At 58.8% G+C, this 14,206-nt stretch carries 13 protein-coding genes; all 13 read right to left on the reverse strand.

Annotated elements, in window-relative coordinates:
* Positions 1-18: 18 nt before the first annotated feature.
* The 13 genes from AC1EJ1_RS03880 to dcuC are packed head-to-tail and all read right to left on the reverse strand — an operon-like array spanning position 19 to position 14,187.
* Positions 19-612 carry a hypothetical protein gene (locus tag AC1EJ1_RS03880; RefSeq protein ID WP_058236597.1) on the reverse strand — a complete coding sequence of 198 codons (594 nt, stop codon included), beginning with the start codon at positions 610-612 and terminating at the stop codon, positions 19-21.
* Positions 609-1,787, reverse strand: a complete 1,179-nt coding sequence (locus AC1EJ1_RS03885) for a glycosyltransferase family 4 protein (RefSeq protein WP_480293964.1) — start codon at positions 1,785-1,787, stop codon at positions 609-611. Before AC1EJ1_RS03885 ends, AC1EJ1_RS03880 begins: the two co-directional genes overlap by 4 nt.
* Complete coding sequence (locus AC1EJ1_RS03890; RefSeq protein WP_480295350.1) at positions 1,784-2,695, reverse strand: phosphatidylinositol mannoside acyltransferase; 912 nt, start codon at positions 2,693-2,695, stop codon at positions 1,784-1,786. The genes AC1EJ1_RS03885 and AC1EJ1_RS03890 overlap by 4 nt, the downstream gene beginning before the upstream one ends.
* Entirely contained in the window at positions 2,688-3,320 is a 633-nt protein-coding gene (gene pgsA / locus AC1EJ1_RS03895; protein ID WP_058236594.1) for a phosphatidylinositol phosphate synthase, read from the reverse strand. The genes AC1EJ1_RS03890 and pgsA overlap by 8 nt, the downstream gene beginning before the upstream one ends.
* A complete protein-coding gene (locus tag AC1EJ1_RS03900; RefSeq protein ID WP_285014196.1) occupies positions 3,321-3,902 on the reverse strand; it encodes an HIT family protein in 582 nt (193 codons plus the stop codon).
* Between the two features lie 17 nt (positions 3,903-3,919).
* Complete coding sequence (gene thrS, locus AC1EJ1_RS03905; RefSeq protein WP_092648526.1) at positions 3,920-5,935, reverse strand: threonine--tRNA ligase; 2,016 nt, start codon at positions 5,933-5,935, stop codon at positions 3,920-3,922.
* Between the two features lie 49 nt (positions 5,936-5,984).
* A complete protein-coding gene (locus tag AC1EJ1_RS03910) occupies positions 5,985-7,025 on the reverse strand; it encodes a lipid II:glycine glycyltransferase FemX (RefSeq protein ID WP_480295351.1) in 1,041 nt (346 codons plus the stop codon).
* A 12-nt stretch (positions 7,026-7,037) separates the two neighbouring features.
* Positions 7,038-8,264, reverse strand: coding sequence for a carboxylate--amine ligase (locus AC1EJ1_RS03915; RefSeq protein WP_285014200.1), 1,227 nt, complete (start codon positions 8,262-8,264; stop codon positions 7,038-7,040).
* Positions 8,265-8,268: 4 nt separating this feature from the next.
* Positions 8,269-9,012 (reverse strand): hydrogen peroxide-dependent heme synthase, encoded by a 744-nt coding sequence (gene hemQ / locus AC1EJ1_RS03920; RefSeq protein ID WP_227469305.1) that lies wholly within the window; start codon positions 9,010-9,012, stop codon positions 8,269-8,271.
* Positions 9,005-10,096 (reverse strand): ferrochelatase, encoded by a 1,092-nt coding sequence (locus AC1EJ1_RS03925; protein ID WP_285014203.1) that lies wholly within the window; start codon positions 10,094-10,096, stop codon positions 9,005-9,007. Before AC1EJ1_RS03925 ends, hemQ begins: the two co-directional genes overlap by 8 nt.
* A gap of 57 nt (positions 10,097-10,153) precedes the next feature.
* Complete coding sequence (locus tag AC1EJ1_RS03930; RefSeq protein ID WP_285014205.1) at positions 10,154-11,440, reverse strand: MFS transporter; 1,287 nt, start codon at positions 11,438-11,440, stop codon at positions 10,154-10,156.
* A 6-nt stretch (positions 11,441-11,446) separates the two neighbouring features.
* Complete coding sequence (locus AC1EJ1_RS03935; RefSeq protein ID WP_285014206.1) at positions 11,447-12,754, reverse strand: amidohydrolase; 1,308 nt, start codon at positions 12,752-12,754, stop codon at positions 11,447-11,449.
* A gap of 14 nt (positions 12,755-12,768) precedes the next feature.
* Positions 12,769-14,187: a C4-dicarboxylate transporter DcuC gene (dcuC, locus tag AC1EJ1_RS03940; RefSeq protein ID WP_285014208.1), complete on the reverse strand. Its 1,419-nt coding sequence runs from the start codon at positions 14,185-14,187 to the stop codon at positions 12,769-12,771.
* Positions 14,188-14,206 lie beyond the last annotated feature (19 nt).

The raw sequence follows: 14,206 nt of genomic DNA on the forward strand, positions 1-14,206 counted from the left end.
TCTCACCGCCTTTAGTTACTACGCGTCGTCGAAGTCGATGCTCGATGGCACTCGTGCATGGCCGTACAGGTGAGCGATGCGCACCAACGGATGAGCACGCAGTCGCCTAATTTGTGTCACGTCTAGATTATGCACTGAACGAGCCACATGCACGCGGTAGTGCGACGCGTCGAGTGCGCTGATCAGGTGTGCAGCATCGGCATCGTCACGCGCCTCGTCGCGCAGCTGGGGTGTCATGCACGCACGAATCTGTCGCGACAGGGCCGACTCGGCATTCAGACGTCTTGCAGCCATCTGCGCATCGCCGTCAGACAGTCCGTCAATGTCACGCTTGCGGTCGAAATCGTCAGCCACCAGTGGGGTTCCGCTCAACGCCAGGCAGCGCGCGGCAGCATCGTCCAAGTCGGCGCTTCCCTGTCCTGCCAGTCCGCTGGCCGCCAGCAGCCCTGCATCGACGGCTCGTCTGATCAAATGCGTGTCGAGGGCGACGCGTGACATCGTCACGCGCCAATGCAACCTGTCCAGGCGCCCAGCCAACATGACGCACTGCCAGATCAATACCGCCACAACCACGATGACACCGGCCAGGAGGATCCACTGCCACAGGCTCATTGGTCAACCTCCCGCAGCCGTCCGCCACGCATGAGCGACAAGGCGTTCTGCCTGCCAGGATCTTCACGCGCCCCGGCCACAACGGTCTGGTACACAGCCATAATGCGATCAGTGACGGTCGACCAGTCATAGGCGGCTGATGCGGCCTGCCCTCGTACGGCAAGTTCGTCCAAAGCGTCCGCGTCGCTCAAGGCATTGACGAGGGCGTCCGCCAGTGCAGCTGAATCGCCGCTGTGGAACAACATTCCGGCGTCACCATTGTTGAGAACGGCTCGGAAAGCTTCAATATCGGATGCGACGACGGCACACCCTGCAGCCATCGCTTCGACCAGCACAATGCCGAAGGATTCTCCCCCTGTTTGCGGAGCAACATAGATTGTCGCGCCAGCCAGCAGTGATTCTTTTTCCTCGTCCGTAATTTCGCCCAGGAACTCCACTGAGTCTCCCAGGCCTTCCAGATCGGTTCGTATCTGGCCGGCATCGCCGCGTCCTGCGATCATAAAGCGCGCCCCGGGGACGTGTTCAAGCACTGTGCGGATCGCACCGGCAAAGATGCCCAGTCCTTTCCGCGGCTCATCGAGGCGTCCCAAGAAGACGACCACCGGCCTGTGCTGGGTGGCTTCCCACTGTGGCAGCGGCTGAGCGCGACGGAAGTTCTCCGTCTCAACGCCGTTGGGGATAATCACAGCGTCACCACCATGGTGTTCGATCAGGGTGCGGCGCGCTTCAGCCGACACTGCGATGCGCGCACTCAGGCGCTCCATGAGGGGGCGGATCATGCCCGCGGTGATTTCCCTGGCGTAGGAGCGCTCCATTGCTGAATGGAACGTTCCCACCATGGGCACATCCGCATTGATCAAGGCCAGGAAGGACACAGATGGCACCCCTGGTTCATGGATATGGACGACATCGAAGTCGCCCTCGTCGAGCCATTTCCTGGTGCGTACGGCTGAACGTGGAGTAAATGAGAGGCGTGCGACGGACCCGTTGAAGGGGATCGGAATGGTCTCACCCGCGCCGACGGCCCAGCTCGGTAAGTCTGTGTCGTGTCTGGCCGGAGTCAGAACGGAGACGGTGTGGCCTCGGCGGATAAGCTCTTCAGCAAGGTCACGCACGTGGAACTGGACGCCTCCAGGCACGTCCCATGCGTAGGGGTTGACGATTCCGATTTTCACTGTGAGTCCTCGACGCGTCGGCGGGCCCTGGCCAGGCGTTCTGGATCGAGGTCGTCGACAAATAGCGGTTGCATCATGTGCCAGTGTGCCAGATGTTCACGAATCATAGGGACAAGCGCGTCGACCCACGCCTGGGTGTGTGTTTCCACACTGGTACGCGGTTGGGTAGCGCCGGGATTGTCGATCACGTCGGAAATATCGATGCGAATGTGGCTACCTGTGGTGTGATAGATCATCGCGGCTGCCAGTGGGCGGTTCAGGCGCTGTGCCAAAGCTGCGGGGCCTGCTGCGACAAGTGCGCGGCGGCCTCCAAAATCAACGTCAACGCCTCTGCCTGAAATATCGCGGTCTGCCAGCAGCGGTACCAGAAGGTTGGCGCGTCCCTTCGCCTGGGCAGCGAGCTGGTGAAAGACGGATTCCTTCTTCCCCACCCCGATAATTTCCATACCGAGGTCTTCGCGCAGGTCGACAAATGCCTGGAACAATTCCGGTGGGTCAAGCTTTTCAGCCACGGTCAACACGGGAAGGCCGTTGCGGCACATCCATGCGCCGGCCAGGTCCCAGTTTCCGGCATGTGCGAGGGCGAGCACAACGGGGCCGTCAGCAGCCAGTTCGCGCAGCATGTCCATCCGCGGCACGTCCACCATGTCATCCAAGTTGCCGTCAATGAGGTGTGTGAGCGCGAATTGTTCGGCGTAGGTCTGCGCGCTCAGTCGGACGGCCTGGCGCACGTGGCTCGAAGGGAGCGAATGCCCGGCGACTCGCTCGTGGTTGGAGCGCAGCCGCGCCGTCACGTCTAGCGGGAGTGCGGCGACGATGTCACCTGCCGTTCGTGCCGCACCGAACAGAAGTGAACGTGGCAGGCGCGGAGCGAGGCGAAATGCTGACAGCTGCCAGGCGTTACTCACCCGCGTCGCCTGCCTCGATCTGCTTCTTCGTGTACAGCACGCGCTGCGTCACCGTGATAAGCGAGGCGAATGCCACCCATATCAGTCCGATCGGGTAGAACCACGACCACAGGTTCCAATCGGTCAGGGCTGCGCACACCAGCGCGATGATGAGTCGGTCAGTGCGTTCAGCTATACCGACCGACGCGGTAATCCCCATAATTTCAGCCTTGGCACGGGCATAGGGAACGGCTGCCACGCCCACCATCGCGACCGTTCCGGCGATGATCGCGGTCGTGCGTTCAGGTGAAGGCTCCAGGTGGAATACGGCATTGACCAGCAGCGCACCGAACACTGCCCCGTCACCGAGGCGGTCCATCGTCGAATCCAGGAACGCGCCAAACCGTGAGGTCTGTCCGCTGTAGCGTGCAAGCACTCCATCAACGGAATCACAAAACAGGATCACGCCGAGTATGACGCCAGCCTGCCAGACGTAGCCGCGTGCCAGCACCGCACAGGAAATCATGACGACCAGTGTCGTCGATGTTGCTGTCACCATATTCGGTGTGACGTGAAGGCGATGCAGAAGTTTGGCGAAAGGTGTGAAGATCGTCGTCGCCACCGACCTGCCATGGTTACCGAGCATCTACTTGTCATCTCCCTGAGGCCACGCCTTGGCCAGACGCTGCCGCGCATCACCGAGCAGTTCGGGGAGTGCACGTGAGCGGGCCACGATCGGCAGAAAGTTTGAGTCTCCTCCCCATCGGGGCACCACGTGCTGATGCAGGTGCGCGGCGATTCCGGCTCCGGCAACCTGTCCCTGGTTCATGCCCAGGTTGAAGCCCTGCGCACCCGCCGTCTCACGTTCCACACGCATGGCCGTGGCGGTCAGCTCGCCCAGCTCGATGCGTTCCTCGTCCGTCAAATCCGTGTAGTCGGCAACGTGGCGGTACGGGCACACGAGCATGTGGCCGGAGTTGTAGGGGAACAGATTCATCAATACGAAGCAGGTGCGTCCGCGGTGAACGATCAGTGCCTCTTCATCTGTCTTGTCCGGCGCCGCGCAGAAGGGGCATTCTCCTGCTGACGAGTCCGCAGGCTTGTGATCTCCCTGGATGTAGACCCAGCGGTGGGGCGTCCACAGCCGGTCAAAGCCATCCAATTCACCGGCAAAATCGCCTGAGTCTTCCGCCTGCGGGTCACCCGGATGAGGCTGACCGTTCCTCATGTCGCTGCTCCCCTTTTCTACGCTTTGTCCTCGTTGTTGTGAGTCTCAATGTGGTGCACGATGCGTTCAACGGCTTCATCAACCGGAATGCCGTTATCCTGGCTTCCGTCACGGTAGCGGAACGAGACAGCGCCTGCTTCTTCGTCCTCACCGCCCGCGATCAGCACGAACGGCACTTTTTCCTTCGAGGCGTTGCGAATCTTCTTGCCGAAACGATCATCGGAATGGTCGACCTCAACACGCACGTGGCGCGCGCGCAGTTTCGCAGCCACCTGGTCGACGTATTCATCGAATGCGTCTGCTACGGGAACGAGTTTGACCTGCACAGGTGCCAGCCATGCCGGGAATGCGCCGGCGTAGTGCTCAGTCAGCACGCCGATAAAGCGCTCAACGGATCCGAGCTTGGCGCAGTGAATCATCACCGGACGCTGGTGCGTACCATCGGGCGCAGTGTATTCCAGGCCGAAGCGTTCAGGCTGATTGAAGTCGTACTGGACGGTGGACATCTGCCATGTGCGGCCGATCGCATCCTTGACCTGAACGGAAACCTTCGGACCGTAGAACGCGGCACCGCCTGGATCTGGCACCAGGTCCAGCCCTGTTGACGCGCATGCTTCCTCCAGGATCCGAGTTGCCGCATCCCAGTCCTCATCCGAGCCGATGAACTTGTCTTTCTTCGACTCGTCATCACTGCGGGTGGACAGTTCCAGATAAAAGTCCGTCAATCCGAATTCGCGCAGAATCGACAAGAAGAAGTTCAGCAGCATCGTGATTTCGTCGCGCGCCTGTTCAGGTGTGCAGTACGTGTGCGAATCATCCTGCGTAAATCCGCGCATACGTGTCAGGCCGTGCACCACTCCGGACTTTTCGTAGCGGTAGTCGTGTCCCATTTCGAAAAATCGCAGAGGCAGTTCACGGTAGGAACGCCCTCGTGAACGGAAAATCAGGTTGTGCATCGGGCAGTTCATGGCCTTGAGGTAGTACTCCTGGCCTTCACGCGTCACGTGCCCGTCTTCTGCGCGTTCTTCATCGACCATCATCGGCGGAAACATCGTGTCCGCGTAGTACGGGAGGTGACCCGAGGTGTGGAATACGCCTGACTTGGTGATCTCAGGCGTATGAACGAAGTCAAAGCCTGCTTCCAGGTGGCGCTGCGTGACGTACTCTTCGATCACGTGACGCAAAATACCGCCTTTGGGGTGGAACAGAACCAGGCCGGGGCCAACTTCCTCGGGAAATGAGAACAGGTCAAGTTCCTGTCCCAGTCGCCGGTGGTCGCGGCGCTGTGCTTCCTTGATTCGTTCCTGGTAGGCGACGAGGTCGTCCTTGCTGGCCCACGCGGTGCCGTAAATGCGTTGCAGGTGATCGTTGTTCTGATCACCTTTCCAGTACGCTGCCGACGACTTCGTCAATGCGAAGCCATTGCCGATCAGTTTGGTGGACGGCAGGTGCGGGCCGCGGCACAGATCTTTCCATGCGACGCTGCCGTCGCGCCGCACATTGTCGTAGATTGTCAGTTCGCCGTGGCCGACCTCAACGGACGCGCCTTCTGCGCCTGATCCCTTCGTAGTGACCAATTCGAGCTTGTAAGGCTGGTCAGCCAGTTCGGCGCGCGCCTCGTCCTCGGTGACGACGCGGCGGCGGAACGTTTGGCCTTCCTTAATGATCCGCTTCATGCGTTTTTCGAGGTCGCGAAGCATTTCTGGGGTCACTGCATCGATGTTGCCGAAGTCGTAGTAGAAGCCGTCCGTGATGAACGGGCCAATTCCCAGGTTGACGTCCGGAAATACATCCTGCACTGCCTGGGCCAGCACGTGCGTGGTGGAGTGGCGCAGAATCTGCAGACCTTCCTGAGAATCCAGCGTAATAGCGCTGACTTCAGCGCCATTGGGAATTTCAGCGGTCAGATCGGTCGGTGCGCCGTTGACGTTCATGGCGATTACCCGCCGGTTGGAGGAGTACCACGTAGCTCCTGTTGTTCCTTCGTCAATCTGTTCAATGTTGCCGTCAATAGTCGCGGTCAGTTCTGACACGATGATGCTCCTTCTCTGGCACGCTGTACGGGTGCGTGCTTCTAGTTTCCTAGCCCATCGTAACGCGTACGCGGCGAACAGCGTTCTCCACTGCATGTTTCGTGGCCAACGCAGCCTTCAGAGCGCTGAGTGCACCGGGGATCACCGGCACGTCCCACGCGCCGTCCACATCGGTAAATGACTGGCACCAGCGGCGCTTATAGCGGCCCACCGAATACAGCTCCGGCACACGTGGCGAATACACGCCCATCAGGTCAAGCCCCTTGACGCCTTCCTTCGCCAGCCGAACAGCCACGTCAAAATCCAATGCGTCAGGCCCCAGCACGGTGCGCGCCTGATCTGTCGATGCGCCATAGTAGGCAACGGCCTGCTTATCGTGCACCAACACCAGATCCCAGCACACCAGTGTGTCATCGGGCAGACGCACGCCGAACAGTCGGGAAGATTCGGGCATGGAGTCCAGCATCGACCAGTAGACCTGCGGCGGATGTGGATGGAACCCATCCCTGCGCGCTGTTTCCTTCATCACCTCGTAGTACTCACGGAATGCTGCGCGCGTCAGGCCTGTTTCTTCAACGACTCGCGCGCCTCCCTCGGCCATCTTCTTCTTGGCTCTGCGAACTGCACGGCGTCCGTCTTTCGTCATGGTCGCGAGAATCGAATCCTCAGTGCCGCTGCTGATGTCAATGATTGCGGTGCGGTCATATGTGATGAACTGGAGTGGCTCATGCAGGTCCGGCGCCTGGAAGAAGGCGTGCATGCGGATAAAGGCGATGCTTCTGTCGCGTTTCCTGACCATGCGTACCAGGTCGGCCCGCAAGGCCGCTTCACTATCGGGTGACTGTTCTTTCAGCCAGACTGGTCCGTGTTTGGCCCACAAGTACTTCACTCCGCGCAGCGAATACTCGTACAGTGCGATGATCGCCTGGTCTTTATCGTCTTTTTCCCATGCAAAACGGCCCCATAGTCGCCGTCCCTGCGTCTGTTCGAATGCCTCCCACGGCGCTGCCTGTTCGATCGGCAGCGGTATCACGCCAGCGGCGGCGATCCTCATCTGATCTGCGGTCAGTTCACGCAGCTCGGTTGCCATGATGGCTCCTCCTTAGAATGAGCGGTCTGTGGCCTCAGGGTAAAAACGTCGGAACTTGCGGATATGGTTGAGCGTCTGGAGAGCGACGATCGCCGATCGTACCAGTGACGTTTCAGCGGTGTAGACCAGCGGATTCTTGCGCTTGCCGCTGCGCTGCAACGCGTGGACGCGTTGGCGCAGTTCTTCATCGCGCACGTAGTGGCGCAGCAGTGCATCGGGAACCAGGGAGTAGAGAATTTTGTTGTGTACTTCCTGCGGCTTGACGTGCTCATGGTCAATCAGGTCGCGCACCATGATAGACATGGGGTTCACGCCGGCGGCGCTCATGTACCAACTGTTGCGTCCGATGCGCGGATTGACTTCAAAGAACACGGCTCGGCCGTCACGCGGATCCACTTTGACGTCGAAGTTGGCGAAGCCGCGATAGCCGGTGTGGGTCAGAAAAGCACGGGCACTGTCCCACAGATCGTCGAATGGCTCGGTGATCATCGCAACAGGGTTGCCGATCATGGTGGGCGCATGGTCCTCCAGCAGCACGCGTGCCGACCCGATCATTGTCACGTCACCGTGAGAATCGACGTACGCGGTGATGGAACGCATCTGCGTGTTGTCTCCGGGGATGAGTTCCTGCACAAGGAACGTATCGTCGAATCCTGCCTCACGCAGCGTCGCCCACAGCTCGTCCAGTTCGGCTGCGGTCTCGATGAAATAGATCTTCCGTTTACCTGGGAAGTCGACCTGGTCGTAGGCGTCCCCTCGCGCCGCTTTGGCAACGACGGGAAAGTCGAACGGTAACGAGGGTGTCTCACCACTCCCCACGTTCACGCTGACGGTGCGAGGTGTGTCAATGCCAAGTTCGGTGCAAATCTGTGCGAACTGAGCTTTATCTGTGACGCGTTCGGTGACCTCAACGGGTGGGAAAGGCAGCGCGTATCCTGCTTTTTCAAGTTCGCTGTGATAGCGTCCGACGAATACCGAGTGTCGGTCGTCGTTCGCCATGAGTACGAGTTTCCTGCCGGGATTCGCAGCTGCCAGCCCGCGCAAGACTGCAAGTGTCTGCCGGTCATCGGCATGTGGCGGAAGTGTTTCCACGTCAAAAAAGACGGAGCGTGTAATCGCATCTGTTGGGGATGCCGCCAGGCAGATGCAGCGGCACCCGTAGGCTTCGTGGAATGAACGCCCGATGGCGTACACGCCGATGTCACCGCCGACAATGACGGGAAGAAGGTCTGTAGTCATCCTTCTACTGTAGCGGCTGGCGATCCGTCCACTCGGTCAGTTCGACGCGAGGCCCGGTGAAGAACGGAGTGTCTTCGCGCACGAATAGTCGAGCTTCCGCGTCGCGCTGGCGACGCAGCACACCCATGACGCGGTCGAGGCTGTCGGATTCGAGGGCGACCGTCCACTCGTAGTCCCCCAGCGCGAATGCGGCCAGCGTGGAAACCTGCACGTCCAGGTAGTCGACGCCGTTCATGCCGTGCTCTTTCAAGATGGCAGCGCGGCGAGCTTTCGGCAGGTAGTACCAGTCCCAGCTGCGCACAAAGGGGTAGACGGCGCAGTATCCGCGCGGCGCTGCACCGTTGAAGCAGGCGGGCAGGTGACGGGTGTTGAATTCGGCAGCCTTGTGTGCCGCCATTGCTGACCACACGGGTTCGAGAGCTGCGCCCAAGTCAGACGCAACGATCGCATGGTAGCCGGCCTGCAGTTTGTCGGCGCTGTCAGACAGTGCCCACATCATCAGGTCAGCGTCAGCGCGGTATCCGCCCACGTCATACCACCCTCGAATTTCCACGCCGGTGTCCCGCACGGCTCGTTCCATTGCCGCCGCCAAGTCGTGTGCGCTGTCGGCCGGCAACGGCACCACGGTGCGGAAGACGCATTGCAGCGAGTAATTGTCGCGCGCGTTGACTTCTTCGGGGTCAATGTCGGTCCGGTCGCGAGGGTCGTGAACCGGTGCCGGATGGTGACCATGTGGCATTTCACTCATGGGTTTCTCCTTGGTTGGGGTGATTAAAACAGGTTGGACGCATCTGGTAGGACTCACGCGGCAGGCAGCATTCCTGCGAGCATGTCACGGGCCACCTGATGTCAATCGCGTCGCCCGCTGCCCCGCTTCCGATCCGTTCGCAGACCACGTCAGCGAGCGAGGACACGAACGCTGGATCGGTGCCTGGAGTGGCGGCGCGCCGATAGTCCATTCCCAGATTGTCTGCAGTCGCCTTGGCTTCAGTGTCGAGGTCGTAGACCACTTCCATGTGGTCGGAAATAAAGCCAATCGGCGCGACGACCACGGCGCGCGTGCCGCCATCATGCAGGAATTCAAGATGGTCATTGATATCCGGTTCGAGCCACCGCGACTGTGGCGGACCCGATCGGGAACAGTACGCCAAATCGAATGGCACCTCTCGCCCCAGTTCGTCACTAACGCGTCTACAGATTTCCTCGCCCAGCTGGTGGTGCTGGCCGACATACGTGGGCAGGTGGTGGTCACCGGAGTTAGCCTCCATCGACACGGGGATGGAGTGCGTGACGAGGACAAGGTGCGGGTCGTCCAGCTCACGCATTGCGCGTGTGATGGAACGGACGTGGGCGCTGAGAATTCCGTGCGTCGTGTAATAGGGACGCACTTTCGTCAAAACCAGCTCACTGGCTTTGTCGCCCAGCTCGTCGAGCGCCGCAGCCAGATCTTCGCGGTACTGGCGACACCCGGAATAAGAAGCGAACGCTGAGGTGAAGACACATAGGACAGTGCGGTGTCCCAGGTCGATCAGGCTCGTCAGTGTTTCCGTGAAGTAGGGGTGCCAGTTGCGGTTTCCGACAACGACTGGGCATTTGACTCCTCGCTGCTCGAGTTCGCCAGCGAGGGCGCGCGAAAATTCGTCGTTGCATTCATTGATCGGGCTCTTCCCCCCAAACAGGCTGTAATGGCCGCCGACCTGGATGAGACGCTCGTCAGGGATCCCTTTGCCGCGCGTGGCGTTGCGCAAAAACGGCAAAACGTCGTCGGGTTGCCTGGGTCCTCCGTAGCTGCAGAGCATGATCGCATCCACGCTGGTTGTTTCGGCCTTCACGTTGAGCAATTTAAACAGAAAAGTGTGCTCTTCGCTTGGATTAGTCCTGCGGATGTTTTATGACTGAGCGTCGCTTTGAGCGGGCAGCGCCCTGCCTCGTTCGTCCATACCGAGGCGAGCGTAGGCCGTGGGAACTGTCACGAGCATCCACACTGCGCAGCAGGCAGCTGCCACTGCGGTCGCCCACGCGCTCATCGTTGCTCCCCATGCGGCCACCAGCACGGAAATCACGAATGGACCCACCGTCGGGCCCACCTGCGAGATGGCCTGCCAGATTCCCAGGAATCGGGAGCGGTTGATGTCCGGAGACAGGTCGACTCCCATCGTCATAACGGTTCCTGCGCTGAATCCGTTGCCGAACCCCACGACACATGCACTGACCATGAAGCTCACGACTCCCCCGCTCAGGGCCAATCCCACGAACCCTGCCGCCATGATCAACAGGCACGGCAGAACGGATGCTCGTCTGCCGAAACGGTCCATGATCGCGCCTGAGAAGTAGAAGACGGCGACATCCAGTCCCGCTGAAATCGCGAAGGTCGCTGATATGAGTTCCTCTGTGATTCCGAGGCTCGTGCCCACCAGAGGCACCACAATGATCTGGTTGGTGCGCACCAGCGACAGCAGAACTGTCCCCACCGACAGCAGCATGGTCGACACGACGTCCACGTGGGTACGAGGGCGACGCTGCAAAGACACCGGCGGCGTTTCACTGGACGATCGTTGGGACGCCGGCGGTTTGACATCCAGAATTTCGGGCGTAGGCGCGGTGAACAACAGGATCAGACTCAGGGCAAGCACGGTGGCTGCGATGAAGAACCAGAATGTGCCGGGAATACCTCCCAGCACAATGGCCAGCGACGCCAGCGCAGGACCGATCAACCGGCCGAGCCTGGACATTCCTCCGAGCATCGACATTGATCGTGCTCGCCATGTCATAGGCACGGATTCTGCCACATAGGACTGCCGCGCCAATTGCCACATGTCTCCGGCGATCGAAATGGCGACCATCGCGATAACGAATGCAACAACTGCACGGTTAATGCCGGGAAACCGTAGACATACCAGGGCGCATGTTCCGGCCAGCACGGCGATCAGCCCGCCGATGACGAATGATGAGCGGTCGCCGATGCGGTCGACCATCCGGCCGATCGGTACAGATGCGATGACACCGGCAACGCCCATGATTCCCACCATCGCCGATGCCCATGACTCGCTCATCTGCATGGACAGCCCGGCCAATACCACCACTGAATTGAGCGCACCGATACCGGTGGACCATGTCAGTGACGGGACGTAGACCGGGAGAGCCAGCAGGACAATTGGCGATGATGACCGTCGCATGAAGGTCTAGCGTAGTGCCATCACATCAAGCGCTGTACCGACAAACATACGTACGCCACGCACCATAGCGTCTTCGTTTGGTGAGAACGTTACGGTATGCCCAGCAGCCGGCGAATCAACAAGGATACGAATGAATGAAGCCTGGCCCCCATTGGACTGCACCCGATCCATCATGAACGAATAGTCTTCCGATCCAGGTGAAATCAGTCGGTTGGGCGAAGCGGGGCGCACCTCAACTTGTTCTGCTACCCGATCGATGCGCTCCATCAGCTCTGGAGAGGACTCGAGTGAAATTGCTTCTCCTGTTTTCGTGATCTCGCATTCGACTCCATGCATGTGCCCGGCATCTTCAAGAATCCGTCGGGCATATTCCTCCATATACGCATTGATCTGAGTGTTGGCGCCGCGAATTTCCACCAGCATAGTGGCATTGTTGGCAATGATGTTACGGCCCGATCCAGCGTGGACAACACCCACGTTCACGCGCGTTTCTCCCTGCGAATTTCGCGGAAGCGCATACAGGTTGAGGATCGCTGTAGCAACAGCAGGCATCACGTTCCTGCCTTTTTCCGGAGCTCCTGCAGCGTGAGACGCCAAACCGGTGTAAGTCACGTCCAGTTTCGTTGTGGCCAGTGATCCGCCTGCGCCCGCGTATATATCAAACTCGTTGCATTGGTTCGATGCTGTCACATGAGAACCGAGCATGACAGTTACATCATCAAGGTGCCCGTGCGCGACGATGGATTTTGCTCCACGCACGCCTTCTTCAGCTGGCTGAAAGACTAACTTGAGGGTACCTGACCATTGATCGCGCATTTCCATCATCAGCTGCGCAACTCCCAGGCCGATGCTCGTGTGGCAATCGTGTCCGCATGCGTGCATCGTGTTGGCATGCACGGATTGAAAGCCTTCCCTGTTCGGGAAATGCTCTGGATCCGTCGTTTCTGCCAGCGGAAGCGCATCGATGTCAAAGCGCATTCCCACAACCGGGCCGTCACCGTTCTCAAGGATGCCGACGGCTCCGGTAAAACCGCCTTTCATGGCTTCAAGAAGTTCCTCCGGTGCACCTTCCTGCAGCGCTCTCTGGTAAGCCGATTCGAGTTCCTCTGCGGGAGGCACTCCCATACGGGCAGACTCTTCGCACACTTCTTTACCCACACGAACGATATAGCCCAGCTCGCGAAGTCGCTGAACGACAATACTGGTGGTTCTGAATTCTTCCCACCCTAGTTCCGGATGCTGATGAAGGTCACGACGTACAGCGATGAGGTCGTCAGCGATCTCATTGGAGCGTGCGACGATGGTGTCAAACATGGTCTTCTCCTTTCTCAGTGAATCAGATACAGCCAGATAAAGGATGTGGTGATCTGCGTGATGTACGCCGCCGCCATCACAGGAATTGTGCGTTTTGCCAGGTCGACGGGATTGACTTCCGCCAGACCCGACACCGCGATCAATACACCGGAGATCGGCGACATTGAACGTCCGATGCCCGCCGACAGCTCCATCGGCAGAGCTATTGCTACAGCAGGCTGGCCAAGGGGTTGCGCCACCTGAGGAGCCAGGGGCGCAAAAGCGAACCATGCTGCGTTTCCTGACCCGGTAAGGAGTGCAGTCAACAGGATTATCAGTGTCATGAGCACTGTCATGACGACAACGCCCAGGTGCAAATTGAATGCTCCATCGACAATGAACTTGATGAATCCGATTTGCGTGAGGCCTGCGGCGAACATCTGTCCTGCGACGATAAGCGTGGCAATTGCAACGAACTGCTTCCCCATTCCTTGAAAGAACACTTTCATGATTTCGCTGGCTCTGCTGAATGAGCGATATCTGATCATTTCGATGATCAGGACCACCAACATTGATGTCAGCATTGACGTCGCAACATTCATCTTGACGGAGGAGATGAGATATTCCGAAAAAACAATGAGTAAGACGAGCGGTATGAGCGGCAGGACTGCATAGTAGACGGGGGTCTTGAGCTCGGTTTTCACACTGCCTGTATCCGGTGAGGCTCCTGATGCTTCCTGTTCGAGATTCGAGGGCGGATTTATTTCCGGCAGCGTTCCGGCTTTCTTGTCGAAATGACGCTGAATCAGCATGTGGCTGATGGCAATCACTGCCATCGTCACAATTGCCACAGGCCCCTGATAGTCGATGAAGTATTTCTGAACGGTCATGGAGGATACCTCGGCCGATAAGTTGGAGTTCGACGACGCTGGCCCGAGATCCAGGCAGGAGGTTGTCGCAATTAATGCTGCCGCGCTCAGACGCGAAATCCTCAAGGAACGCAGAAGTGGATACAAAGTCACCATAAGCAGCATTGCCAAGCCAGATGCAGACGGAATGATCATTCCGAGGCACTGTCCGAAAATATACGCGATTCCAAGGAAAATGTATGGCCTACGGATCCGCGACAGCGGCTTCATAGCAAGGTGCACCAGCATTGCGCTGGCACCGACTTTTTCCATTATCAGAGAGAATCCGCCCACAGCCATGATGATGAGTCCAAGACTGGCAGATGTGGAGGCAAATGTGTCGCGTAAGAAATCCACGACGTCAAGAACCATATTCCCCGTGGTTTTCTCGCTGTCCATCAGCGGCTCTTCAGACAGAGGGAGTGAAATGAAAAGAAGCAACAAACCTGCAAGGATCAATACTGTTTGTGGATGGTGTTTCTTAATGATCAGCCATGCCACTACAACTGTGACAGCCAAGCCAATCAAAAATCCGATTAGCGTCATCGCCTATGACCTTTCGACT

It is taken from the genome of Pauljensenia sp. C0170B4 (assembly GCF_056590235.1).